The sequence below is a fragment of the Frankia sp. AvcI1 genome (genome assembly GCF_001420875.1).
Lineage (GTDB): Bacteria > Actinomycetota > Actinomycetes > Frankiales > Frankiaceae > Frankia > Frankia alni.
This window is the reverse complement of record NZ_LJFZ01000032.1, coordinates 77,939-102,565: the sequence shown is the minus strand read 5'-3', so window position 1 is coordinate 102,565 and position 24,627 is coordinate 77,939. Positions and strand designations below refer to the sequence as shown.

Sequence of the window (24,627 nt, the reverse complement as noted above, 5' to 3'; positions counted from 1 at the left end):
ACCATGAACCCCGAGATGTTCTGCAGGAACACCAACGGAATCCCCCGCTGGTCACACAACTCGATGAAATGCGCCCCCTTCAACGCCGACTCCCCGAACAACACCCCGTTGTTCGCCACGATCCCCACCGGATGACCATGCAACCGCGCCGTGCCGGTCACCAACGTCGACCCGTACTCCCGCTTGAACTCCGCGAACCGACTCCCGTCCACGATCCGCGCGATCACCTCCCGCACGTCATACGNCGTCCGCGANTCCGTCGNCACCGCCGCATAAAGGCCGGCCGGGTCCACGGCGGGCTCCTCGGTGGGCTCGACCGTCCACGGCCGGGGGGCACGCGGCGCCAGGTTCGCCACGATCGACCGGACGATCCGCAGGGCGTGCGCGTCGTCCTCGGCCAGGTGGTCGGTCACCCCCGAGGTGCGCGCGTGCAGCAGGCCGCCGCCGAGCTCCTCGGCCGTCACCACCTCCCCGGTCGCGGCCTTCACCAGCGGCGGGCCGCCCAGGAAGATCGTCCCCTGGTCGCGGACGATGACCGCCTCGTCCGCCATCGCCGGGACGTAGGCGCCGCCGGCCGTGCAGGACCCCAGCACAGCGGCGATCTGGGCGATGCCCAGCGACGACATCCGCGCCTGGTTGAAGAAGATGCGCCCGAAATGCTCCCGGTCCGGAAACACCTGATCCTGCAGGGGAAGGAAGGCGCCGCCGGAGTCCACCAGATAGACACAGGGCAGCCGGTTGTGCAGCGCCACCTCCTGGGCGCGCAGGTGCTTCTTCACCGTCAGCGGGTAATAGGTGCCGCCCTTCACGGTGGCGTCGTTGGCGACGACCACACATTCCCGGCCGGCGATCCGGCCGATCCCGGTGATGATGCCCGCCCCCGGCACCGGGTCGTCGTACAGCCCGTTCGCGGCGAGCGGGGACAGCTCCAGGAAGGGACTGCCGCGGTCGAGCAACGTGTCGACGCGGTCCCGGGGCAGCAGCTTGCCGCGGGCGACATGCCGCGCCCGGGCCTGCTGCGAACCGCCGACGGCCGCGACTGCCAGGCGCTCCTGCAGATCGGTCACGGCGTGCCAGTGCCCCTCGGCGTTGCGCCGGGCCTGCTCGCCGGTGGCATCCACCCGGCTGGCCAGGACCGGCATCGCCGAGGCGCGGCGCACCTCGGCGGACCGCTGCCCGGCGATGGATCCGCTGCGCACCGCCGTCACAATCACTCCCCACAAAGCTGAACACAAGGTTGCCAAATGCGACGTTTCCCCAGGTCGGCGCGTTCCAACCCGAGACGGCCGCGACCGCTCCGATTGCGCGGCCGCCGCATACGGGCACGCCGGCCGCGCAATCGGACGCGCCGATACCGGCACCACCCGCCGCCGACCCGAAATGCACCGGTTGACCCCACTGCGGCTTACCTTAGCGGTGGTACCCGGATTCGGCGGGTAGCTCGGTACGATCCGGCCCGTCGGGTGCCGCGATCTGCGGCGCTCACCGTGAAGGACGCCTGCCGGCACACTAACGTTGCCTGCCATGGCCACGCTGTTCCTCCAGGCGTCGGGGCCGGCGCCGGTGACGGAGAGCTGGAGGCGTTACGCCGAGCCGGACCGCTGGCCGGCGTGGGCGCCGCAGGTCGTGGGCGTACGCGTCGACGGAGGGGAGACCCGGATCCATCCCGGGATGACCGGTGAGGTGCGGTCCTTCCTACCGCCGGCGGCCGGCTTCGTCGTCACCGCCGTCGACGAACTGGCCCGCACCTGGTCCTGGCGGGTGACGCTCGGCCCGCTGCACCTCACCCTCGACCACGGCGTCGAGCCCTGTCTGGACGGCGGTACCTCCACCTGGCTGCGGCTGCGTGGACCCCTGCCCGTCCTGTTGGCCTACGCACCGCTCGCCCGCGCCGCCCTGCGNCGCCTGGTCCACGCGGACCAGGCCCGGCGGACCTGACCGGGACGGGCCCTGGTACACCGGGGGTGCCACGCCGGGCGGCCTGACACCCCCGGTCCGATCACAGGTAGAGGCCGTGGCGGGTGTCACCGCCGCTCGGGCGGGGCAGACCGCGGCCGTCGCGCAGGGCGAACAGCTCCGCGAGCGTCATCGTCGAGCCGACCCCGTCGGTCGAGCCGAGCCAGGAGACGGCCTCGGCGTGGGGCAGGGCGCCCACCTCGATCTGGGCCAGGCACCGGCCCGGGCGCACCACCGCGGGATGCAGCCGGAACAGGTCCTCGTTGGTCGTCAAAGCGACGAGCACCTCCCGGCCCTGGCCGACGAGCCCGTCGGTGAGGTTGAGCAGCCGGGACAGCTGCTGTCCGGCGGCGCCGCGACCGTCCCCGCGGATCAGCTCGTCGCAGTCCTCGATCACCAGCAGCCGCCAGCGGCGCACGGCGGGTTGGCCCATTCGGTCACCCTCGCCGTCCTGCCCGCCGCCGACGGCACCGTCCGCGGCGGTGTCGAAGCCACCGACGCCCGCGGCGTCACCGACGCCGGCAGCGTGGCCGGCGGCGTCGGAGTGGTCGGCGTCGGCGGAGTCGCTGTCGGGGTCGCCGTCGTCGTCGAAGCCGATCGCGACCTCCATCAGGTAGGCCGGGTCGGCGAACAGGGACTCCGGGTCGAGCACGCAGTCGACCTGGCACCAGGAGCGCCACTCGTTGGCCAGCGCGCGCAGCACCGTCGTCTTGCCCGTCCCGGCCGGCCCGTGCAGCAGGATCAGCCGGCCGATCACGTTGTCGCGGCGGATCGCCATGAGCTTGTCGAGGGAGTCCCGGGCCGCCGAGGCGTAGTTGTCCCGGATCGACGACCACCTCGTCGTCGCGGTCCGCCGGCTGGTCCGGATCGGCCCACGCTGGCCGGACAGGTACCAGAACCCCATGCTGACGGAGCTGTCCGAGCCGGTCTCGGCCGCGGACGAACGCAGGACATCCTCGAGCACACCCCGGGCGAGCTGCTCGCTGACCGCCGTCACGGTGACCTCGCCGCCGCCACCGCNCCAGCGCACGGACCGCACCGTCCAGCCCTCCCCCACGGCCAGCCGGGAGTCACGGGACTCTTCCACGACGGAGCGCAGCACCCGCGCTCCGGAAGGCAACAGGGTCGCTCCGGGGCGGAGCCGATCCACCCGCGCACTGCGGGCCCACGGCTGTTCACCGGTCGTGAAGGGAGCGAGCGCGAGCGCGTCGACGACATCGTAGGGGGTGTCCGAATCGTCGAGGCCGACGACGAACGGGAGCTTCATCCCCCCGCTCAGCGACTCGGAGACCGTCCAGGNCTTGGGCAGCGACGCTTTCTGGTTGGGAACTGACACGCCTCCGATGGTCCCGGACTCACCGCGTTTCGACCATCCCGTTACGCGATTTAGGCCGGCAGGTCACGCCGTTCGGGGCAGGTCACCTCGCCGTGGCCGCCGCCAGCAGGGCGTCCCTGACCTCCATCAGGGCGAAGCCGAGCAGGTTGCGCCCGGGCCAGGCGCTCGNCCGGCCGGCCCGATCGTCGTCGCGGTCGCAGCCGATCCCCCACACCCGGTCCCGCGGGCTGATGTCGGCGAGGACGAGGCCGGCGGTGCCGGCGAGGTAGGTGCGCAGGATGGCGTTCTGGGCGAACTTCGCGGAGTTCGCGGCGAGGGCGACGGCGTAGCGGTGACGGTCCCACACCGCCTCGTCGAAGCCGCGGATCCGCCGGCCGACGGCGGCCAGCGAGATCGGCGCGGGCAGCGCGAGCACCGCCTCCGCGGCGGCCTGGTCGCCGAACAGCCCGGCCTTGCGCGCCAGCACGTAGTGCTGCGCGCTGGGGTAGTCGACCCCGTCGACCGCGAAGCGGGCCGGCCAGCGCAGGCTCAGGCAACCCGCTCCCGTGCCGTCCGCGACGGCCTGACGCTGGCCCCAGAAGTACCGGAACCGCAGCGGCGCCGCCTGGCGTTCGAGACGCCGCAGGTCCTCGATGGAGCGCGGCGGACCGGAGGTCGAGAGCACACGCCGAGGTTGGCAGATCCGGGCCGGCCGGATGCATCTTTCCGGATTTTTATGGCGATGGACCACGCCTGCGGCGAAGCCNGCGCAGGGGCGCGGCGTTCCCACGAGAATCCCGGCGCGCCTACCCGACGTCACGCTCCGATCACTACAAGCTTCGGACAGGAGGTGGTCGGCGGTGCTCGGTGGGCGACTCATGCGCGGTGGACGACACAGGCGCGATGGACGACGCGAGGCCGCGCGAGCNGGCGCGTCCGGCCGGATCGACGCCACGCGCGGGGACGCCGACCCGCCGACCGGGCCTCGCCCGGGCTCCGTCGACAACGCGGACGCCCCGGGACCTGCGGACGTCGCGGGACCTTACGACATCGCCACCCGGCCCGATGACGGCCGACAGCGGGCGGACTTCGGCGCGCTGCTGATTCCCCGCGTGACGGGTACCTGGCTGCGGCTGTCACTCGACGGGCCGGTGCCGGCGTTGGTCGCGACCGACGGCTCCTCCGCCCTGGAGCTGTCCGTGCTGGCCGCACCGCGAGGACAGCAACTGTGGGCCGAGATCCGCGCGGACCTGCTCGCCGCGGCGGCGCCGGACGACCCGGACGCCTGCCGGCCCGGGCCGCGCGGCCCCGAGCTGTACCTGCCGATCGACGTCGAATCGGGTCCGATCCCCGCCCGCATCGTCGGCATCGACGGCTCGCGCTGGTTCCTCTGCGCGGTCTTCACCGGACCGGCCGCCGGGAATCCGGCGGCGGCGCCCGCCCTCGACGAGCTGCTCGCCGCGACGGTCGTGGTGCGGGGGGACGCGCCGATGCCCGTCCGCGAGCCGATCCCGCTGATCATGCCCGANCGGACGGGCGAGCGCATCGTCGAGGTTCCGGCCCAGCGATCCGCTCCCGAGATCATGACCCTCGGCTGGGCGCGGACCGGAGCCCGAAGCTCGCTCAGCGCAGGTCGGNGAACTCGACGGTGGCCAGCGAGAGGCGCACGTAGCGCTCGATCAGCTCGTCGGGCTGGACGGGGCCGGTGCGGTCGTACCACTCCAGCGCGGCCGTGCCGGCCGCCTCGATGNTGCGCCGCGCGTCGGCCGGGTAGGGCGTGCGGAACACGCCCTCCCGCACCCCCTGTTGGATGATCTCGCCGAAAAGCTGGCTGGCGCCGCGCTCGACCACCTGCTCGCCGATCGAGAACCGCTCCCCCACCCGCATGATCGTCCGATAACGGAGCAACAATGCGGTCGTCTGATAACGAAGGTAGTAGCTCATGGTGNCGCGGACGAGCGCCGACAGTCTTTCCACCGCCGACGGGCCCGCTGTCGCCACCGCGCTGTTGATGACCCGGAAGAATTCGTCGACGAGCACGGAGAGCGGCACCTCCCACACCTCGCCCTCCACGGTGCCGGCAAGATAGTCCCGGACCGACTCCACCGGTTCCACCCCGGCGTGGGCCCCGATGTCGCGAAGCGAGATCTCGGCCAGGCCGAGATCGGCGAAGAGATCGTCGGCCGCCCGGTAGAGTTCCGCCCTGCGCTGTTGGAGCGCGGCACGCGCGGCGACCCGGTCCACGCGTCCCAGCGTATCCCGGAGCCGGCCGCGCGACACCCCAGGATGGCCACATCGACGGCATGGTGAATATTTCGGGCGAACCACCCAGATCGGGCTGGTAATCCGCTTCAACGGAGCCGAGCGACCCACGTCTCGTCGCAGCGGGTGGACCGCGCCGCCGGCACGACCTGAGNCTTGTACCGACTCGCCGAAAACCGGACCTTCGGCCACCGCGCCATTCCGGGAGTGTCCGACGGCTACCTTCGTCGAGGTCCGGCGGACCACCTCGGGGCGGCGTCCGGGACGCATGGCGTCAGGTTTCGCCGGAAAGGCTCGCGAACGGGGATGAGAGGTCATCGGTGTCGGCTGCGCTCGCCCTGGGCCTGCTGCTGCAGGGGCTCGCCGTCGGTCTCCTCGTGTACCGGCGGTGGCAGCAGGCGAAAAGAAGTCTCGGGCTGCTTTTCGTCGGCATCGCCGTCATCTATCACGGCGCGACCGAGGTTCTCCAGGCCGTCGCGCCGGTATACAGCGACAACCGGCTGCTGACGACCGATTCGGACGTCGCGGTCTATGCGATTCTGGTCGGCGTCGCCCTTCTTTTCTTCGCCGGTACCTATCGGGTCGCGACCCGCGAAGCGCCGGACCGGGCATCCTTTCGGGCCGGCGTTCCGGATTTCTACGACTGGCGGTTCCTGGTCGTCTTCGCCGTGGCCGCGGTCGCCGTGACCGCCGCCGGGCGAGCGGCGACGACGGCCGGGCCGGACCCCGGGGCCGAGTCGGGCGGGCAGTACCTCGCCGGCGGGTTCGCGACGCAGTTCCTCGTCGTCGGCCTCGCGCTGGCCAGCTTCGCGGTGTTGGTGCGCACGCGCGGACGCTGGCTCGTCCTGGTGCTGACCGTCCAGTGCACCCTGCACACCCTCGCCGGTCAGCGGCTGCCGGTGGCGATCTCGGTGGCGGTCGTGCTGTACCTGCTCGCCGTGACCGGGATCCCCGTGCGAGGCCGGCAACTGGCCTGGGTGAGCGGCCTGATCCTGCTGTCCTACCTCGTCATCTACGGCGCACGAGCCGACGCCGGCCGGCAGGCGTTCGGCGCCGGGGCCGGCGTCGGCGAACGGGTCGCGGCGCTGGGCGGCGCGCTCGCCCAACCGGAGCGGGGAATCAGCCGGCGCGGCGTCGGCGACCTGGGGGTCCGCCTGGACGGCAACTCCTACCCGTCGATCATCCTGCACCAGCTCCGCACCGGATCACCGCCGATCGGCCCGGTAACACTGCGCGACGATGCGATGATCGCCATCCCGCGTTTCCTCGCCCCCGGCAAGCTGAGCACCGCCCTGGAGTCGCGTTCGCTGAAGGTCCGCCTGTCCGGCACCTACGGCATCACCAGCGCCTTCGACCGGATCCCCACCCAGCTCGGCGAGCTGCTGCCGATCGGCGGACCGGTCTGGATGGTCCTGCTCGCCGGGCTGGGCGGCCTGCTGCTGGCCCGCGCGGAGGGCGCACTGTGGCGCCGACGCCATCCGGCGGCGCTACTGGGGCTGCTCGCCCTCGTCGCCGGCATCCTGCAGTACGAGGGCGGCCTCGTGCTGTACACGATCAGCGCCCGCGGCGCGCTCACCCTGGGCGTGGCGCTGCTGCTGTGGCAGCAGGCGGCTCGGGCCCTGCGCACCCGCCGAGCCGCGACGGCCAGCGCCGGCAGGTCCGGCGACGCCGGGGAACCGAGCGGCGACGCCGGGCAGCCGAGCGGAGACGACCGACCCGGCGTGGCCGGCACCACGCCCGGGGTGAGCCCGTCCAGGCGGGCCCGGCCGGTGCTGAGGATACCGCCCGGGATCCACGGCTCCGCCGCGTCAGGGCTGCTGGTGGGCCGTGTCAGCGACGGCCGGGAGGTGCCACTTTGATCGTCGGCCGGCTCGTCGCCTCTGGTGCGGTGGCCGGCGGGGGATCCGGTCGGGGTCTCGCCCCGGTCCCGCGGACGCCCGCCCCTGGCCGACCACCCGGGCGCCGCGGCCCCGAGTCGGCCCCGCCGAAGGCGTACGTGGCGACGGCGAACAGCACGGCGAGCTGGATCGGCAGGGCGGCGAGCAGATCCACAACACTGGTCTCGGAACCCAGCATCCTGGGCAGGAGCGGGCCGAACAGGACGACGTAGCGCAGGTCGACGGCCGGATGCCAGGCCTCGTCGACGAGGCGGTAACCAGCTCCGAGCAGCGTCATACCGATCAGCAGCGGCAGCAGGCCACCGTAGCGGTACAGGTCGGCCTGCGGCGAGACGGCGGCGGACGAGTACACCCGAGCGTCGCCGGCGAGATACTCCTGCTTGAAGTCATACCCGGTGATCCGCAGCGGCTTGCCCGGCCAGAGCGCCCGCGGGATCAGCGTGCGGACCGGGGAGAACAACAACTCGGACGCGCTGTGGTACGGGACGGTGTCCGGGGTCCTCGCCAGGACGATGGCGAGGCTGTCCACGGCCCCGGTCCGATCGGCCAGATACCGCCAGCTCGACTCCCCCGAGTCGGCCGAGTCGGCCGACTCGGCCGAGTCGGAGGCGGAGGTGACCCCGCCGGTGCCGGCAGCGCCCGTGCTGATGGCGTCGGTGACGGTGCCGACGGCCCTGGTGAGGGTGCCGACGGCCCCGGTGACGGAGTGCGCCAGCACCGACGGCGCGAGCAGCACCGCCGCCCGCCCGCTCATGGGGCCGGCCGTGCTGCGAACCTGGGTCCGGTAGGCGGCGTTGTACGGCACGATCACCAGCAGCAGCAGCGCGGTTGCGACGACGATCCACCGCACGGGCAGCCGTCCGCGGGCCACCGCGAAGGTCACGAACGTCGCGCCGACGGTCGTCACGAACACGCCTTTCATCCCCCCGACGAGGGCGAAGGCGAGTTCGACGGCGAGCAGCACGTCGAACGTCAGGGTCCAGCGACGCCCACCCTCACGGGCCAGCGCGACCGCCGCGACGAGCAACCCGAGCAGGCCGCAGCTGCCCAGCTGGGTGAGGGGCTGCGCGTTGGCGCTGGAGCTGCTGACCAACGCGGATGCGTCGCCGAGGTAGGCGTACTGACCGAGGGCGATCTGGAGGCCACGGGCGACGACGGAGATCCCACACAGCACCCAGGGCACCGCGGCGTTGCGCACCCGGAACTCCGCGCCGCGCACGNCCGCCGTCNCAAGCCCCCGTGCCACTGCCAGCGCGTCGGCACCCGGGCCGAGCAGGTATCCAGCCGTCCAGCAGAGCAGTGCGACGCTGGCCACCGCGAGCGCCCGGGCCACGGCCGCACTGTCGATCTGCGATCTGGCGCCGAGCAGCGATGCATGCCAGGTCATGGTCATCAGGCCGAGCGAGACTCCGGTCCACAGCAGATACCAGGGCCCGACGCGGATCTGACTCAGCCCGGCCGAACGCCCGTAGCGCGNGCCGATCAGAGCGAGCGAGGCGACACTCTGGATCATGAATGCCACCGAGCGCAGCTTCACCCGGGTGGTGTCGGACGGGACGGTGGACGCCTCGACGAGCCAGGGCGCCAGGCTGGCCAGCGCCAACGGCACCCAGAGCACCGGGCTGCGGTGCAGGGTGCGGCGGCCGTGCGGCCCCGGCGCGGACCAGCTACGGGGGATCCCGGACCCGGGCACCATCACCCGCCTTTTGTATCAGAGATATTACTCTGAGTAGTGAATCCGGGATCGTCTGGCGTGTCCACGGCNGACCTGGACGCCGCTTGCGACGATCCGGGGATCCGCCCCGGCCAGCCTGCTAGCGTTGCCCGTCGTGCCGAGCACCCTGCGACGACCCGCAGGCACCGCGGGCCACGCTCCCACGCCCACCGCCGCCGGTGCCCGTCCCCCCGCGGCGGCCGGCCGCCGGGCCCGGGGCGGCGAGCGCGGATGACCGTGCACTTCATCGGGGCGGGGCCGGGTGCCGCCGACCTCATCACCGTGCGCGGGCGGGACCTGATCGCCGCCTGCCCGGTCTGCCTGTACGCCGGCAGCCTCGTCCCCGCCGACCTGCTGTCCCACTGCCCGCCCGGCGCGCGTCTCGTCGACACGGCCCGGATGACCCTCGACGCGATCACGGCCGAGCTGTGCGCCGCCGACGCCGCCGGCCAGGACGTCGCCCGCCTGCACTCCGGCGATCCGTCCCTCTACAGCGCCCTGGCCGAGCAGATGCGGCGGCTGGACGCGGCCGGCGTCCCCTACGACGTCACCCCCGGCGTTCCCGCGTTCGCCGCCGCCGCCGCGTCGCTACGCCGGGAGCTGACGGTTCCCGGCGTCGCCCAGAGCGTCGTGCTGACGCGCACGGCCGTGCTGTCCAGCCCGATGCCGCCCGGCGAGGATCTGGCGACGCTCGGCCGGTCCCGGGCGACGCTCGTACTGCACCTGGCCGTGCACCGCATCGAGACGCTGGTCGAGGAGCTCGTGCCCAGCTACGGCCCGGACTGCCCGGCGGCCGTGGTCGCGTGGGCCAGCCGGTCCGACGAGGTGGTGCTGCGCGGCACGCTCGCCGACATCGCCGCGCAGTCCCGGGCGGCCGGCCTCACGAAGACCGCGGTCATCATCGTCGGTCGGGCGCTGGCCGCCGCGGGCTTCCGCGACAGCTTCCTCTACTCACCGCAGCGCTTCGCCCCCGACGGCTGCCAGCCGGCCCCCGCCACGGGCTGGTCCTCGGTACCCGGCGAGCTGGACCCCGCCGAACCACGGTGACCGGCACCGACCCCGCCCGATCCGCGCCGCCCGGTACGGCCGGCGACGACCCGGCGGCAGGACCGCAGCGCGCGGCGGCATCTGTGCCACTGCGGGTGCTGCTGCTGGGGGGCACCGGCGAGGCCCGCCGGCTGGCCCTCGCCCTGACCGAGGCCGGCGGGTTCGACGTCGTCTACTCCCTGGCCGGACGGGTGCGCGAGCCGCGGGTGCCGCCGTCCTGCCGGGTCCGCATCGGCGGGTTCGGTGGTCCGGCCGGCCTCGCCGAGCATCTGCGCTGCGAACGGATCGACGCCGTGGTCGACGCCACCCACCCGTTCGCCGCCCGCATGACCGCCTCCGCCGCGACGGCCGCTGCGGCCACCGGCGTGCCGCTGCTGGTCCTGCGTCGCCCCGGCTGGCTGGCCCAGCCCGGCGACGACTGGCGCCGGGTCCCGTCCCTGCCCGCTNTGACGGACCTGATCGACCGGTTCGTCCCGCTCCGGCGCGGCGCGGCGACCGACCCCGGCCCGCGGGTGTTCCTGACCACCGGTCGCAGCGACCTCGCGCTGTTCGCCGGCCTGCACCGCCCCTGGTTCCTGGCGCGCTGCGTCGAGCCCCCCACCGGCCCGCTGCCCCCGCGGCTCGAGGTGATCCTCGACCGGGGCCCGTTCGACGTGGCCGGCGAGACCGCGCTGCTGCGCCGCCACGCCATCGACGTCCTCGTGACCAAGGACAGCGGCGGCGCGATGACCGCCGCCAAGCTCACCGCCGCCCGCGACCTCGGCCTGCCCGTCCTCATGATCGACCGTCCGCCCCCACCGTCCGGATTCCCGGTCGTCTCCGACATCGCCCCCGCAACACGTTGGCTGACCGACCTTGCCACCTCTCGCCACGCGGGCGCGGGCTCTGTCGCCGGTGCCGTGACAGCACGGACACCTCCTGTGCCGTAACGGCGTGGGTCAGATCTGGCTGGGGTTCGTCGCGCGTCGGGTTTCGTCCCGGCCGCAGGGCCGGTTCCGCGGAACCGGCCGGCGGGAAGATCACTACTGTTTCTTCCGCACCCCGCATCTCACGGTGCCGGGTAGCGGCGGGGGGTGAAGACGAGGTCGCGGCCGGTGTCGCGGTGGACGATCCGCGTCGTCGAGGAGCCGACGAGCAGCAGGCAGCGCATGTCGACACCGGCCGGGTCCAGGTCGCCGAGGGTCGTCACGGTGACGGTCTCCGTGGGGCCGCCGACGTCACGGCCGATCACCACCGGGGTGTCCGGGGCGCGGTGCTCCAGCAGCGCCGCGCGGGCCCGTTCGAGCTGCTCGCGCCGGGTCCGCGACGCCGGGTTGTAGATCGCGAGGACGAGGTCGGCCGCTGCGGCGGCGCGCAGCCGCCGCTCGATGACCTCCCACGGCTTGAGCCGGTCGGACAGCGACAGCACGCAGAAGTCGTGGCCGAGCGGCGCGCCGACCCGGCTCGCCACCGCCTGGGCGGCGGTCAGCCCGGGCACGACCCGCACGTCGACGTGGGCGAACCGCCGCTGCGCCGCGGCCTCGACGACGGCGGTCGCCATCGCGAAGACGCCGGGGTCGCCGGAGGACACCACCGCGACGCTCGCGCCGGCGGCGGCCAGTTCCAGGGCGAGCTCGGCGCGTTCCGCCTCNACCGTGTTGCCCGACGGGTGCCGGCGCTGGCGCGGCGTGGCGGGCACCCGGTCGAGGTAGGGGCCGTAGCCGATGAGGTCGTCGGCGGCGGCCAGCGCGGCGGCGGCCTGCGGGGTCAACCAGTCCTGCGCGCCCGGGCCGAGCCCGACCACGACGACCTCGCCCGCGGACCGCTCCACCGTTGACCGCTCCACCGTGGACCGCTCCACCGCGGGCTCCTCGGCCGCCGGCGCGGTGCGGTCGGTGGTCCCGGCGGGGGCGGATGGGGACGGCGCCGGCCGGCTCGCGGCGCCGGCGGGCACCCACTCGGCCTGGCCGGCGCGCAGTGGTGCCGGATCGTCCGGGCCGCGCACCGGGCTCGGCAGCACGGCCAGGGAGAAGTAGGGCACGGTCGCCGGGTCGACCTCGCCGAGAGGGGCGATCCGCTGGCCGGCGGTCGTCGCCCGCTCGACGTACCAGGTGTCGGCGAGACGGCCGGCGTCGGTGAAGGCGTCGCGGACGCCGGGGAAGGTCCGGCCCATCTTGAGCACGACCGCGGTGTCGGTGCCGGCGATGCGCTCGGCGAGGGTCCGCGGCGCCAGCGTGCCCGGCAGGACGGTGAGGACCTCGTTGCCCTCGACGAGCGGGCGGCCGAGCACCGCGCAGCCCGCCGACAGCGACGTCACGCCGGGCACGACCTCGGTCGGGTAGCGGTCGGCGAGACGGCGGTGCAGGTGGATGAACGATCCGTAGAAGAACGGGTCGCCCTCGCTGAGGACGACGACGCTCCGGCCGGCGTCGAGGTGGGCCGCCAACCGCTTGGCGCAGTCCTCGTAGAACTCGTCGATCGCCCCCCGGTAGCCGCCGGGATGGCTGGTCGTCTCCGTGGTGACCGGGTAGACCAGCGCCTCCTCGATCTGGTCGCCGCGCAGGTGCGCGGCGGCGATCGACCGGGCGATGCTGCGACCGTGCCGGGCGCTGTGGTAGGCGATCACGTCGGCGTCGTGGATGAGCCGCGCCGCCCGCAGCGTCATCAGCTCGGGATCACCGGGGCCGACACCCACGCCCCACAGCCGGCCCGTCGANCTGACCTGCGCCGGTTCACGCGCGTCGCTCACTCCTGCTCGCTCGCGATCGCGTTGACGGCGGCGACGGCCATCGCGCTGCCGCCGCGNCGGCCGTGCACGACGAGGAACTCCAGGCCCGCCGGATCGTCGGCGAGCGCCTGCTTCGACTCGGCCGCGCCGATGAAGCCCACCGGGATGCCGAGGACGGCCGCCGGCCGCGGCGCGCCGGCCGCGACGAGCTCCAGCAGCCGGAACAGGGCGGTCGGGGCGTTGCCGATCGCGACGACGGCGCCGGCGAGGCGCTCGCCCCACAGGTCGACCGCCGCGGCGCTGCGGGTCGTGCCCAGCTCGGCGGCGAGGCCGGGCACCCGCGGATCGCCGAGCAGGCACAGCACGTCGTTGTCGGCGGGCAGCCGACGGCGGGTCACCCCCGCGGCGACCATCTGGGCGTCGCACAGCACCGGCGCGCCGGCCAGCAGGGCCGCCCGCGCCGCGGCGACCACCCCCGGGCTGAAGGCCAGGACGTCGACGAGGTCGACCATGCCACACGAATGGATCATGCGGACGGCGACGCGGGCGACGTCGGCGGGCAGCCCGTCGAGGCGCGCCTCGGCGCGGATCGTCGCGAACGAGCGACGGTAGATCTCCGCGCCGTCCCGGACGTAGTCGGGCCGCGGCGTTCCCGCCACCGTCACCTCCATGTGCCAGCCTCCCGTCCATCCCGACCCGCGCGGGCAACCGAGCGCTGCGCCGCCACCGCGTCGATGAGCGCGTCCCAGCCGACGGCCGACACCTCGCCCGCCACCTCTGCGGGCAGTGCGCCGCCCGATGACCACGGCACCAGGGCGCCACTTCCGGCGCCGCGGCGAACCCGGTAACCGGTGGCGTCGGCGACGACCTCGACGACCTCGCCGGCCGGCTGGCCGCACCGGCGGGCGCAGCCCGACCAGTGCACGGGCAGCCGATCCCGGCGGTGCCGTGAGCCGCCGCCCGGCGGACCGGCCCGGCCCGGGGCACCACCCGCCCCCGCCGATCGGCCGGCGTCGCGGCGGACGTCGGCGAACGCCTTGGCGCAGCCCGGCCGCCCGGCGCAGCTCGTGACCCCGACCCAGTCCGAGTCCGCGTCGACGACGAGCCCCGCAGCCGCCAGCCGCGCCAGGACCGGTGCCACCGCCGCGGCGTCGAGGTCGCGCAGCACGACCGACCGCCACGGCGTCACCACCACCCGGCCGTCACCGTCGGCGTCGGCGATCGTTGCGAGCAGATCCAGCTGGTCGGCGTACAGACGCCCGAGTGGAACCAGCGCCGTCAGCGCCCACCGGCCGTCGCGCTGGCGGTGCCGACCCGGCCGGGCGCCCGGCGGTCCGCCGTCGTCGGCGAGCGAGCCGGCGGCCTCGCCGGGCGCGGCGGCGGGCGGGACCTGCGCGTCGGCGTCGGCGTCAACAGAGGCGTCGACGGCTGCGGCTGCGGCTGCGGCTGCGGCGAGCAGGCGGTCGCGCCCGGCGGGCAGCTCCGCGACCCGCCAGGCGGCGGTCGCGGCGCCCCCGGCGGCGCGCAGGTCGAGGAAGGCCCGGGCGGCGGCGAGCAGCGCGGGTATGGCGGCGCTCTGCGCCAGCCGCAGCGCGGCCGCCTCGCCCGCGACGAGCAGCAGGGTCTGCCCCGCCGGCTCGGCCCGCAGGGTGAAGTCGGCGGGCAGGCCGGCCAGGTCGCCGCTGCCGTCGTCGACGGCGAACAGCATTCGGCCAGGTAGCTCGGCGAGTGTCGGGTCGGCGCACAGCCCGCGGTCGAGCGCGTCGACGAGCGGGGCGATGTCGCGGACGCCCCTGCCGGCGCGCCCGGACAGCGGGGAGCCGACGATGTTGCGGATCCGCTCGTGGGTGGCCGACGGCAGCAGCCCGACCGACCGCGCCCGGGCGGCGAGCACCGCGGCGGCGCCGTCGGCGAGCCCGCGAAGCTGCACGTTTCCGCGGGAGGTCAGCTCGAGGTGGCCGTCGGCGACGTCCCGGGCGCACGCGGCGAGCATTCGGGCCGCGGCGCCGTCGAGGGCTCCGCCGGGGATGCGCAGCCGGGCCAGCGCGCCGTCCGCCGCCGGATGGGTCCGCAGCACGCCGGGGCACGCGTCGCGGACGCGCTCCCGCGGGCTGGTGGACACCGGCGGAGCATACGTGCCCCACTCGGCCCCTGTCGGTTGATCGTCGGTCGTGACGGTATCGNCACAGCGCTTGACATACCCGGCGGCCGTTCTGCCATCGTGAGGCACCCACGAGCGGCACACGGCGAGGAAGCCCGGGAAAGGCAGCACCGTGACCCCTGCGTCCAGCACGCCGTCCGAGTCCACCGCCGCGGGCGGGTCCGCCGAGGGCGAGTTCGACGCCGTCGTCCTGCTGCTGTCGACGTCGGACACCGACCTGCTCTCCGCGCGGGCGAGCGGCGCCCGCTACCGGCTCGGCAACCCGGCCCGTCTCGACGTCACCGACGCCGCCGGCGCCACCGCCCTCGACGCGCTGACCGACGGCGTCGACGTGGTCGTCGTGCGCATCCTCGGCGGGCGGCGGATGTGGGAGGAGGGCCTGGCCAGGCTGCTCGCCGGGCCGCGGCCGGTGGTCGTCCTCGGCGGCGAGCGGGCCCCGGACGCGGAGCTCATGGCCATCTCCACGGTGCCGGCGGGGATCTGCGCCGAGGCGCATGCCTACCTCGCCGAGGGCGGGCCGGCCAACCTCGGCGAGCTGCACCGCTTCCTCGCCGACACCCTGCTGCTCACCGGCGGCGGGTTCGCCCCGCCGGTCACCACCCCGGCCTGGGGCGTGCTCGACCGGCCCGCCGCCGCGGCTCGGCCGTCCGCGGCCGGCCAGGCCGGCCCGGTGATCGGGGTGTTGTACTACCGGGCACATCACGTCGCCGGCAACACGGCGTTCGTCGAGGAGCTGTGCGCCGCGGTCGAGCGGGCCGGCGGCACGGCGCTGGCGGTGTACTGCGCGTCGCTGCGCACCGCCGAGCCGGACCTGCTCGCCACGCTCGGCCGGGCCGACGCCCTCGTCGTCACGGTGCTCGCCGCGGGCGGCAGCCAGCCCGCCCGGGCGGCCGCCGGCGGGGACGACGAGGCGTGGGACGTCGGGGCGCTGGCCGCGCTGGACATCCCGATCCTGCAGGGGCTGTGCCTGACCGGCGGGCGGGCGGCGTGGGCGGACTCCGACGACGGGCTGTCGCCGCTGGACGCCGCCACCCAGGTCGCGATCCCCGAGTTCGACGGCCGTCTGATCACCGTGCCGTTCTCCTTCAAGGAGGTCGACCCCGACGGGCTGACCAGCTACGTCGCCGATCCCGAGCGAGCCGACCGGGTCGCCGGCATCGCGGTGGCGCACGGCCGGCTGCGGCACGTCGCGCCCGCCGGGCGCCGCGTCGCGCTGATGCTGTCGGCGTACCCGACGAAGCACTCCCGTATCGGCAACGCGGTGGGCCTCGACACCCCGGCGAGCACCGTGCGGCTGCTGCGCGAGATGCGCGCCGCCGGGTACGACATCGGCCCCGCCGACGGCCCGGACGCCCTGCCGGGAGTCGCCGCGCAGGACGGCGACGCCCTCATCCACGCGATCATCGCCGCGGGCGGGCAGGACCCGGCGTGGCTCACCGCGGCGCAGCTCGCCGGCAACCCCGTGCGGATCTCCGCGGCCGCCTACCGGGCCTGGTACGACACGCTGCCCGCCGACCTGCGGGCCGGCGTCGAGCGGCACTGGGGACCGCCGCCAGGCGAGCTGTACGTCGACCGCACCCGCGACCCCGACGGCGAGATNGTCCTCGCCGCNCTGCGGGCCGGCAACGTCGTGCTGCTGGTCCAGCCGCCGCGCGGCTTCGGGGAGAACCCGGTGGCGATCTACCACGACCCGGACCTGGCGCCCAGCCACCACTACCTGGCCGCCTACCGCTGGCTGGCCGCCCCGGCGACGGCCGGCGGGTTCGGCGCGCACGCCGTCGTCCACCTCGGCAAGCACGGGACGCTGGAGTGGCTGCCCGGCAAGACGGTGGGGATGAGCGCGTCCTGCCCGACGGACGCGGCCCTCGGCGACCTGCCGCTGATCTACCCGTTCCTCGTCAACGACCCCGGCGAGGGCACGCAGGCCAAGCGACGGGCGCACGCCACCCTGGTCGACCATCTCGTCCCGCCGATGGCGCGGGCCGAAAGCTACGGCGACCTGGCCCGCCTGGAGCAGCTCCTCGACGAGCACGCCTCGATCGCGGCGATGGACCCGGCGAAGCTGCCGGCGATCCGCGCCCAGATCTGGACCCTCATCCAGGCCGCCCGCCTCGACCACGACCTGGGCCTCGCCGACCGGCCGCACGACGCCGAGTTCGACGACTTCCTGCTGCACGTCGACGGCTGGCTGTGCGAGGTCAAGGACGCGCAGATCCGCGACGGCCTGCACGTGCTCGGCGTCGCCCCGGCCGGCGAGGCGCGGATCAACCTCGTTCTCGCCATGCTGCGGGCCCGCCAGATGTGGGGNGGCCAGCGGACGCTGCCGGGGCTGCGCGAGGCCCTGGGCCTCGCCGAGGACGACACCGCCGCCCGCGTCGACGTCGACGCCGCCGAACGGACCGCCCTCGCCCTGGTCACCGCGATGGAGGACCGCGCCTGGGAGCCCGCCGCCGTCGGCGCCGCCCTCGACGCCGTCCTCGGCGCCGTCCTGCCGGCGGCGCCAGCAAGCGCCGGGGAGGAACCGCAACCGCCCGCGGACCTGCGGCGGGAGGCGGTCGGGGCGGTGCTGCGCTTCGCCGCCACCGAGATCGTGCCGCGCCTCGCGCGGACCACCGACGAGATCGCCAGCGTCCTGCACGCCCTCGACGGCGGCTACGTCCCGGCCGGCCCCAGCGGCTCCCCCCTGCGTGGCCTGGTCAACGTGCTGCCCACCGGCCGCAACTTCTACTCCGTCGACCCGAAGGCGGTCCCCAGCCGGTTGGCGTGGGAGACCGGCCAGGCGATGGCGACGTCGCTGCTGGAGCGCTACCGGGCCGACACCGGCGACTGGCCGCGGTCCGTCGGGCTGTCCGTCTGGGGCACCAGCGCGATGCGCACGTCCGGCGACGACGTCGCCGAGGTCCTCGCCCTGCTCGGCATCCGGCCCGTCTGGGACGACGCGTCGCGCCGCGTCAGCGGGCTGGAACCGATCGGCCTGGCCGAGCTCGGCCGTCCCCGTATCGACGTGACCGTGCGCATCAGCGGCTTCTTCCGCGACGCGTTCCCGCACGTGGTCGCGATGCTCGACGACGCGGTGCGGATGGCCGCCGGCCTCGACGAACCCGACGAGGACAACCACGTCCGCGCCCACGCCCGCGCGGACCTGGCGACCCACGGCGACGAGCGGCGGGCGACGCTGCGCATCTTCGGGTCGAAGCCCGGGGCGTACGGCGCCGGCCTGCTGCCCCTGATCGACAGCCGCAACTGGCGCGACGACGCCGACCTCGCCGAGGTCTACGCCACCTGGGGCGGCTACGCCTACGGACGCGGCGTCGACGGGGCCCCCGCCCGCGCGGACATGGAGGCCGCCTACCGGCGCATCGCGGTGGCCGCGAAGAACGTCGACACCCGCGAGCACGACATCGCCGACTCCGACGACTACTTCCAGTACCACGGCGGGATGGTCGCGACGGTGCGGGCCCTGACCGGCCGGGCCCCCGCCGCCTACATCGGCGACAGCACCCGGCCCGAGGCCGTGCGCACCCGGACGCTGACCGAGGAGACCTCCCGGGTCTTCCGCGCCCGGGTGGTGAACCCCCGCTGGCTGGCGGCGATGCGCCGCCACGGCTACAAGGGCGCGTTCGAGATGGCCGCCACCGTCGACTACCTGTTCGGCTACGACGCCACCGCCGGCGTGGTCGCCGACTGGATGTACGAGCGGCTCGCCGCGACCTACGCCCTCGACGCCGACAGCCAGAAGTTCTTCACCGAGTCCAACCCCTGGGCGCTGCACGGCATCACCGAACGGCTGCTGGAGNCCGCCGCCCGGGGCCTGTGGCAGCATCCCGAGCCGGCCACCCTCGACGCCCTGCAGGAGCTCTACCTTCGCACCGAGGGCGACCTGGAGGACGGCTCCGCGGGCGCCGGGCCGACCTGACCCGTTCGGGCCGGGCCGGTCCGCCCGCGCCGGGCGGACCTTCGGTACCCCCGTCCGGGGCCGTTCGGCCACCGGTCGGATGTGCCGAATGGCATGACGGGAGCAGTCGAGGGCCTTGTCAGCCCTGGTTTCCCGGCACGGACGGGGCCCGGGTGCCCTGGTCCGGACGGGCCCCGGAGGGGACAAGCAGGCCGGATCCGGGAAAATAGCCAAGGTGCGGACGACACTTCTGCTGGTGGGGAACGAGGCCGCCCTGCGGCGCGACCTGGTGCCCGCCCTGCTCGGCGAGGGCTACGGCATCGACACGGCCGCAACCGGCGAGCAGGCCCTCGCCCTGCTGGCCGCGCGCGGCGCGCATCTCGTGCTGACCTGCCTGCCGCTGGCCTCCGACGTGCCGTGGCTGGACGAGCTGGTGTTCGGCCCGGCCGGCGGTGATCCGTCCGAACCCGATGCTCCGATGGACGGGCTGGAGTTCTGTCGCCGGCTGCGCGCCGCCGGCGACGTCCCCCTCGTCGTCGTCGCCGACCGGCTGGACCCCGCCGGCGTCATCGCGGCCCTGGAGGCCGGCGCCGACGACTACGTCACCGCTCCCCCGGTCACCCCGGAGGTGCTCGCGCGGCTGCGGGCCCTGCTGCGCCGCGTTCATCCGGGGCAGGCGACGGCCAGCGCGCTGAGCGTCGGCGACCTGCAGATCCGCCCGGCCGAGGGGGTCGTCAGCCGGCACGGCGAGGACCAGCACCTGACCCGCACCGAGTTCCGGCTGCTGTGCGAGCTCGCCGTGGCGGGCGGGCGGGCCGTCACCCGCAAGCAGCTGCTGGAACGGATCTGGGGCTACAACTACTTCGGCGGGGCGCGGATGCTCGACGTCCACGTCCGCCGGCTGCGCCGCAAGGTGGAGGCGGATCCGTCCGCCCCGACCCACATCCTCACCGTGCGCGGCATCGGCTATCGCGTCTGCTCGGCCTCGCCCCTGCCCCAGGCCCCCGCCTCGCCCCAGCCGCTGGCCTCGCCCCAGCCCCTGGCCTCGGCCCGGCCCCCGGTGTCGACGCCACCCCCGACGCCGGCAGCCACGGCCGCCACGGCCGGTGCCGCCGCCCGCACCGCGCCGGCCCGGCCGGCCCCCGGCGCGCTGGCTAGCCGTTGACCAACGACATGTCGGGGTAGCGAGTGCCCGCCACCGACGACCCGACGGCGCCGAGCCGCTGCGCCTCGGCGGGGGTGAGGGCGATCCCGGCCGCCGCGACGTTGTCCTCCAGGTAACGACGCCGCTTCGTGCCCGGGATCGGCACGACGTCGTCGCCCTGCTGATGCACCCAGGCCAGCGCGAGCTGCGCGGGTGTCACACCCTTCTCGGCGGCGAGCTCGTCGACCTCGGCGAGCACCGCGAGGTTCGCCGCCAGGTTGTCCCCACTCATCCGCGGCAGGTTCCGGCGGAAGTCGTCGGCGGCGAAGTCCGCCGCCGAGCGGAAGGCGCCGGTCAGGAAGCCCCGTCCCAGCGGACTGTAGGCGATGAACCCGATCCCGAGCTCGCGCAGCGTCGGCAGGATCTCCGCCTCCGGCTCCCGCGACCAGATCGAGAACTCCGTCTGCAGGGCGGTGATCGGCGCGACGGCGTGGGCGCGCCGGATGGTGGTCGGCGCCGCCTCGGACAGGCCGAGGTAGCGCACCTTCCCGGCGGCGACGAGCTCGGCCATCGCGCCGACGGTCTCCTCGATCGGGACCGACGGATCGACCCGGTGCTGGTAGTACAGGTCGATGTGGTCGACACCGAGCCGGCGCANCGACGCGTCGCAGGCCGAGCGGACGTACTCCGGCCGGCCGTTGACGCCCCGGACGGCGGGGTCGGCCGGGTCGCGGACGATGCCGAACTTGGTCGCGAGCACAACCTCGTCGCGCCGGTCGGCGATCGCCCGTCCGACGAGCTCCTCGTTGCGATGCGGACCGTACATGTCGGCGGTGTCCAGCAGCGTGACGCCGAGGTCGAGCGCCCGGTGGATCGTGGCGACGGACTCGGCGTCGTCTCCGGCGCCGTAGAACTCGGACATGCCCATGCAGCCCAGCCCCTGGACGGAGACCTCCAGCCCCTGGCTGCCCAACGCGACCCTGCGCATCAGCGGTCGATCCTCTCCTGGTAGACGGCGATCTTCTTGTCGATGGCGGCGAGGTTGCGCTGGACCTCGTCGAGGCGCTCCAGCACCCGGCGCCGATGCTCGGTGAGCAGCGCCAGGCGGTCGGCCTCGTTACCCTCGCCCGCGCCGGCCAGCCGGGCGTAGCGGGCCATCTCCCGGATCGGCATGCCGGTCATCCGCAACCGGGTCAGGAACGTCACCCAGCGGATGTCGTCAGCGGAGTAACGCCGGTGCTGGGAGGTGGCCCGGGCGACCGGATCCCGCATCAGCCCGGCGCGTTCGTAGTAGCGCAGCGTGTGGGTGCTGACGCCGGTGGCCGCGGCGGCCTCGGCGATCGTCAGCGTGCCGGCGCAGTCCTCGCCCGCCAGCGGGTCGACCACCGGCTCCCCGCAGGAGGCGTGAACCGGGTCATCCACCCCGACGACGCCCACCGGTTCGGATCTCGGCGGGACCGCGCACGGCGACACCTGGCGAAGCGGAGCCTGCGGTGACGACGCCGGACGCGCCGACGCCTGGCGGTTCGATGCCTGTCGGTTCGGTGCCTGTCGGTTCGATGCCTGTCGGTTCGATGCCTCGCGGGGCGGTGTCTGGCGGGGCGGTGCCTGTCGGGGTGCGATGGTCGGGCTGGACGTCGTCGCGGGTGCTTCGAGCGTGGCCATGAGTCCACGCTAGGACCTGGAGCGCACTCCAAGTCAAAGCCCCCGCAGGTGAGCGCAGGACGTCGGCGCCGGCCCGGGTCGACGCGGTTGCGCGGAACCGCGGATCACCGGCGGCGGAGCCGGAACCGACACACAGAACCGGTCGCGGGGCGCGACTGCGCGCAACACCGGAATCGGCTCAGGGTCGGAGGTGGCCGGCGGGGTCGAGCAGGTCGGAACCCAGCAACGGGGCGGCCACCAGGCCGGCGAAGTAGCGGTCGGGGCGGACGAGGGCGATCGGCAGCGGGCGGCGGGTGCGCAGCGCGTGCAGCAGCGTGCCGTCGAGGTCCTCGACCGCCGGGCAGGAGACGTCGCTGACGGCCCGCAGACCGCCGGGGGCGACGACGGTGAGCGCGGTGGCGGCCCGCCGGTCGACCCAGTCCCGCGCGGCGGGGTCCATGTCGGCGGTCGGGTCGATCCCGTGGCCGATCAGGGTCCAGGCGTCGGTGAGCAGGTCGTCGAGGCGGACGATGTGGCCGCCGAGGGTGCGCAGCCGCGGGTTCGGCAGGATCCGTCCGGCGGCGGGACGGCTGCCGGCGACGCCGCGGGGCAGCCGCGGCCGCGGTCGGGCCGCGCCGCCCCGCAGCGCACGGCGCAGGCCGGGAGCGTGGTCGAGGGTGACCAGCACGGACCGGGTGAGTCGGGACAGCCGCGGGTTCGTCGTCTGCACGACCCGGCCGACCCGCAGCGCCGCGGACGTCATCGCCTGGACGTGCGGGCGGCGTTCACGCTCGTAGTCGTCGAGCAGGTCCTCGCCGGCGAGCCCGCCGACGACCTCGGCGAGCCGCCAGGACAGCGCGGCGGCGTCGCGCAGCCCGGCGCCGAGGCCCTGGCCGGCGAACGGCGGCATGCTGTGCGCGGCGTCCCCGGCGAGCAGGATCCGGCCGACCCGCCAGCGTGCTGCCGCGCGGGCGTGGAAGGTGTAGACGGCGGTGCGTACGACCCGCACCGAGTCCGGGTCCACCCAGTCGCTCAGCAGCGCGCGGACGCCGTCGGCCTGCGCCATCCGCGCCGGGTCCTCCCCGGGCAGCAGCATCCACTCCCAGCGGTGGCCGCCGGGCATCGGCATGGTCACCGCGGGGCGCCGCGGGTCGCAGACGAACGAGAAGTACGGCAGGTGTGCCAGCGGCGTCGGCGTCTCGACGTCCACGACCAGCCAGGGCTGGGTGAAGGTCGACCCGGCGTAGTCGACGCCGAGCATGGCGCGCACCGAGCTCGAGGCGCCGTCACAGCCGACCACCCAGCGGGCCCGCAGCCGGCTGCCGTCGTCCAGCTCCGCGACGACCGGGCCGTCCGGTGCGCCCGAGCCGTCCGAACCGCCTGAGCCGCTTGAGCCGCCTGAGCCGCCTGAGCCGCCCGCGGCCGCCGGCTCGCCGTCCTGGTGCAGCGCCGTCACCGACCGGCCGAGGTGCACGGTGACGCCGGGCAGGGTGGCGATGCCGGCGCGCAGGTCACGCTCGAACGACGGCTGGTGGAAGAACGCCGCGACCGGGTTGCCGAGCTCGCTGTCCCCGAGGCCGAGCTCGATGAGCACCCGCCGGTTCGGCCCGAGGATGGCGCTGCGGCCGCTGGCGTGCACCCGGTCGAGGAGGCCGGCCAGGCCGGGCAGCCCGACCAGCAGCCGCAGCGTCTCCTCGTCGAGGCCCACCGCCCGGGGCAGCGGGAAGGGTTCCTTCTGCGGATCCACGACGCCGACCGACAGGCCTCGCCGGCCGAGCATCGCCGCCAGCACCGCGCCGACCGGCCCGTACCCGACCACCAGCACATCCAGCACGTTCAGCACGTTCAGCACGTTCACCTCATCCTGCACATCCAGCGTCGCGTCCGCTGCCATCGCGCACCCCTCAGCCTCGACTTCTACCAACCGTAGAAGATTGGGATGCAGAAGGCCATAGGTCAGACGCTGTCCGTGACAGCGACGCGGTGAGGGACCTCCTCGCCGCTGTCAGCAGGTGGCTGCGGCGGGTACTCGCTGCACGCGGGTGACCATGCGCCCGACCGGCCGACCGGGGTTCGCGGCGGGGCCGGCGGCGATCCAGGCCGTGAGGACGGGCAGGTCGGGGGTGCGCCCGGTGACGGCACGGATCCGCTCGCCGAGCGCCAGCACCGCCTCGGGATGGTCGAGGCAGATCCGTCGCTCCAGCCCGCCGCCGACCCGGGCGGCGTGGATCAGCGCCAGCCCGGCGAAGGACTCCACCCGTCCCGGCCGCTCGCGCAGCTCCCGGCGGAACTCGACCGCCGCGCGGGTGGTGTCACCGGCGACGGCCGCCAGATCCCCGGCCGTGGCTGCGCAGGGCGCAGGCCCACCGAGGCGGGGCGGGACGAAAGCCAGAGCGGTGAGCAGTTGCCGGGCGTGGCGGTGCACCGGATACGGCTCGCGCGGGGACTCCACCCGGCCGCGCGGCGGCACCGGGCGCCCGCAGGGTCGGCCGGCCAGCCAGTCCCGCGCCCAACCGGCGATGTGATCGGCGTCCGGGCGCATGTTGCGCAGCCGCCAGACCACGCAGACGTCGCGCAGCACGCGCCGGGCGGCGCAGGTCAGCGCGGGCGGCAACTCGACGCGGTCCCAGACGTCACAGTCGGCCTCCATCGCCGCGACCAGGTGGTCACCGGCCGCGGTGAGACCACCGGCCGCGCGTAGTACCGGCAGCGCCAGGCGCAGGGCGCCGCGGCACCAGGCGAGCTCGTAGGCCGCCTGCAGATCGCCGGCGCGCCGCGGACGCGCCCAGCGGGCCGCCCAGAAGGCGGCCATCCGGGAGTAGGCGAAGGCGCCGTGCAGGACGGCGGCCAGCGGACGGGGATCGGGACGCCAGGGGGCGAAGTG

The 24,627-nt window shown here is 74.8% G+C and carries 15 protein-coding genes and 15 pseudogenes; 11 read left to right on the top strand and 19 right to left on the bottom strand.

The window, feature by feature from the left end; genetic code table 11:
- Positions 1–244: pseudogene (locus UK94_RS65925) on the bottom strand (carboxyl transferase domain-containing protein); the annotation flags it as partial.
- 19 nt (positions 245–263) lie between these two features.
- On the bottom strand, positions 264–1,208 hold a 945-nt coding region (locus UK94_RS26135; protein WP_313949598.1), incomplete at its 3' end, for a carboxyl transferase domain-containing protein.
- 316 nt (positions 1,209–1,524) lie between these two features.
- Here UK94_RS26135 and UK94_RS26130 point away from each other — a divergent pair.
- A pseudogene (locus UK94_RS26130) lies at positions 1,525–1,901 on the top strand (SRPBCC family protein); the annotation flags it as partial.
- Positions 1,902–1,999: 98 nt separating this feature from the next.
- On the opposite strand, the pseudogene UK94_RS26125 reads toward UK94_RS26130, so the two are convergent.
- The 4 genes and pseudogenes from UK94_RS26125 to UK94_RS26120 all read right to left on the bottom strand — a co-directional run.
- Positions 2,000–2,976: pseudogene (locus UK94_RS26125) on the bottom strand (DUF5925 domain-containing protein); the annotation flags it as partial.
- A gap of 1 nt (position 2,977) precedes the next feature.
- Positions 2,978–3,223 (bottom strand): DUF5925 domain-containing protein (locus UK94_RS65920; protein WP_313949597.1); only part of this gene is annotated, 246 nt, incomplete at its 3' end.
- A 151-nt stretch (positions 3,224–3,374) separates the two neighbouring features.
- Positions 3,375–3,460, bottom strand: a pseudogene (locus UK94_RS75115) (DUF1768 domain-containing protein); the annotation flags it as partial.
- A gap of 1 nt (position 3,461) precedes the next feature.
- Positions 3,462–3,956: NADAR family protein (locus tag UK94_RS26120; protein ID WP_235489932.1), on the bottom strand; the 495-nt coding region annotated here is incomplete at its 3' end.
- A 259-nt stretch (positions 3,957–4,215) separates the two neighbouring features.
- Between UK94_RS26120 and UK94_RS65915 the strand changes: the two are divergent.
- Positions 4,216–4,799, top strand: a pseudogene (locus UK94_RS65915) (DUF3710 domain-containing protein); the annotation flags it as partial.
- A gap of 110 nt (positions 4,800–4,909) precedes the next feature.
- Here UK94_RS65915 and UK94_RS65910 read toward each other — a convergent pair.
- Positions 4,910–5,021: pseudogene (locus UK94_RS65910) on the bottom strand (hypothetical protein); the annotation flags it as partial.
- A 1-nt stretch (position 5,022) separates the two neighbouring features.
- A pseudogene (locus UK94_RS65905) lies at positions 5,023–5,219 on the bottom strand (hypothetical protein); the annotation flags it as partial.
- A 634-nt stretch (positions 5,220–5,853) separates the two neighbouring features.
- Here UK94_RS65905 and UK94_RS26105 point away from each other — a divergent pair.
- On the top strand, positions 5,854–7,392 hold the full coding sequence (locus UK94_RS26105) for a hypothetical protein (RefSeq protein ID WP_055751920.1): 1,539 nt from the start codon (positions 5,854–5,856) through the stop codon (positions 7,390–7,392).
- 1,516 nt (positions 7,393–8,908) lie between these two features.
- On the opposite strand, the gene UK94_RS65895 is transcribed toward UK94_RS26105, so the two are convergent.
- A partial coding sequence (locus tag UK94_RS65895; RefSeq protein WP_235489930.1) for a hypothetical protein occupies positions 8,909–9,124 on the bottom strand: 216 nt, incomplete at its 3' end.
- A 252-nt stretch (positions 9,125–9,376) separates the two neighbouring features.
- On the opposite strand from UK94_RS65895, the gene cobM reads away from it, so the two are divergent.
- The 3 genes and pseudogenes from cobM to UK94_RS65885 all read left to right on the top strand — a co-directional run.
- Positions 9,377–10,192, top strand: coding sequence for a precorrin-4 C(11)-methyltransferase (gene cobM / locus UK94_RS26095; RefSeq protein ID WP_041939107.1), 816 nt, complete (start codon positions 9,377–9,379; stop codon positions 10,190–10,192).
- A gap of 95 nt (positions 10,193–10,287) precedes the next feature.
- Positions 10,288–10,638: pseudogene (locus UK94_RS65890) on the top strand (precorrin-6A/cobalt-precorrin-6A reductase); the annotation flags it as partial.
- 1 nt (position 10,639) lies between these two features.
- Positions 10,640–11,121 (top strand): precorrin-6A/cobalt-precorrin-6A reductase (locus UK94_RS65885; RefSeq protein WP_235489928.1); only part of this gene is annotated, 482 nt, incomplete at its 5' end.
- A 119-nt stretch (positions 11,122–11,240) separates the two neighbouring features.
- Here the strand turns inward: UK94_RS65885 and UK94_RS65880 are convergent.
- The 5 genes and pseudogenes from UK94_RS65880 to UK94_RS26075 form a co-directional block, all read right to left on the bottom strand.
- Positions 11,241–11,822 (bottom strand): annotated as a pseudogene (locus tag UK94_RS65880) (precorrin-3B C(17)-methyltransferase); the annotation flags it as partial.
- 1 nt (position 11,823) lies between these two features.
- Positions 11,824–12,875 (bottom strand): precorrin-2 C(20)-methyltransferase (locus tag UK94_RS65875; RefSeq protein WP_268761656.1); only part of this gene is annotated, 1,052 nt, incomplete at its 3' end.
- Positions 12,876–12,916: 41 nt separating this feature from the next.
- Positions 12,917–12,976 (bottom strand): annotated as a pseudogene (locus tag UK94_RS75110) (hypothetical protein); the annotation flags it as partial.
- Between the two features lies 1 nt (position 12,977).
- The coding region (locus UK94_RS26080) for a precorrin-8X methylmutase (protein WP_235489926.1) at positions 12,978–13,570 on the bottom strand (593 nt) is incomplete at its 3' end.
- Entirely contained in the window at positions 13,561–14,976 is a 1,416-nt protein-coding gene (locus tag UK94_RS26075) for a nitrite reductase (protein ID WP_268761653.1), read from the bottom strand. The genes UK94_RS26075 and UK94_RS26080, both read right to left, overlap by 10 nt.
- A gap of 196 nt (positions 14,977–15,172) precedes the next feature.
- Here UK94_RS26075 and UK94_RS65870 point away from each other — a divergent pair.
- From UK94_RS65870 to UK94_RS26065, 5 genes and pseudogenes are all read left to right on the top strand, one after another.
- Positions 15,173–16,659: pseudogene (locus UK94_RS65870) on the top strand (cobaltochelatase subunit CobN); the annotation flags it as partial.
- Positions 16,660–16,672: 13 nt separating this feature from the next.
- A pseudogene (locus UK94_RS65865) lies at positions 16,673–17,367 on the top strand (cobaltochelatase subunit CobN); the annotation flags it as partial.
- A 1-nt stretch (position 17,368) separates the two neighbouring features.
- A pseudogene (locus UK94_RS65860) lies at positions 17,369–18,856 on the top strand (cobaltochelatase subunit CobN); the annotation flags it as partial.
- Between the two features lies 1 nt (position 18,857).
- A partial coding sequence (locus UK94_RS65855) for a hypothetical protein (RefSeq protein WP_235489961.1) occupies positions 18,858–18,976 on the top strand: 119 nt, incomplete at its 5' end.
- Between the two features lie 214 nt (positions 18,977–19,190).
- Positions 19,191–20,120 (top strand): response regulator transcription factor, encoded by a 930-nt coding sequence (locus tag UK94_RS26065; RefSeq protein WP_011603493.1) that lies wholly within the window; start codon positions 19,191–19,193, stop codon positions 20,118–20,120.
- Here UK94_RS26065 and UK94_RS26060 read toward each other — a convergent pair.
- From UK94_RS26060 to UK94_RS65845, 5 genes and pseudogenes are all read right to left on the bottom strand, one after another.
- Positions 20,110–20,756: pseudogene (locus UK94_RS26060) on the bottom strand (aldo/keto reductase); the annotation flags it as partial. The gene UK94_RS26065 and the pseudogene UK94_RS26060 overlap by 11 nt on opposite strands.
- A 1-nt stretch (position 20,757) precedes the next feature.
- Positions 20,758–21,087: aldo/keto reductase (locus UK94_RS65850; RefSeq protein WP_235489924.1), on the bottom strand; the 330-nt coding region annotated here is incomplete at its 3' end.
- On the bottom strand, positions 21,087–21,521 hold the full coding sequence (locus UK94_RS26055) for a MerR family transcriptional regulator (protein WP_011603491.1): 435 nt from the start codon (positions 21,519–21,521) through the stop codon (positions 21,087–21,089). The genes UK94_RS26055 and UK94_RS65850, both read right to left, overlap by 1 nt.
- A 421-nt stretch (positions 21,522–21,942) precedes the next feature.
- Positions 21,943–23,637, bottom strand: coding sequence for a bifunctional 3-(3-hydroxy-phenyl)propionate/3-hydroxycinnamic acid hydroxylase (locus UK94_RS26050; RefSeq protein ID WP_235489920.1), 1,695 nt, complete (start codon positions 23,635–23,637; stop codon positions 21,943–21,945).
- Between the two features lie 111 nt (positions 23,638–23,748).
- Positions 23,749–24,627: pseudogene (locus UK94_RS65845) on the bottom strand (HEXXH motif-containing putative peptide modification protein); the annotation flags it as partial.

Coding starts and splice junctions, on each gene's coding strand:
- cobM (WP_041939107.1), top strand. CDS start 9,377: ATGACCGTGCACTTCATCGGGGCGGGGCCGGGTGCCGCCGACCTCATC.
- UK94_RS26050 (WP_235489920.1), bottom strand. CDS start 23,637: ATGGCAGCGGACGCGACGCTGGATGTGCAGGATGAGGTGAACGTGCTG.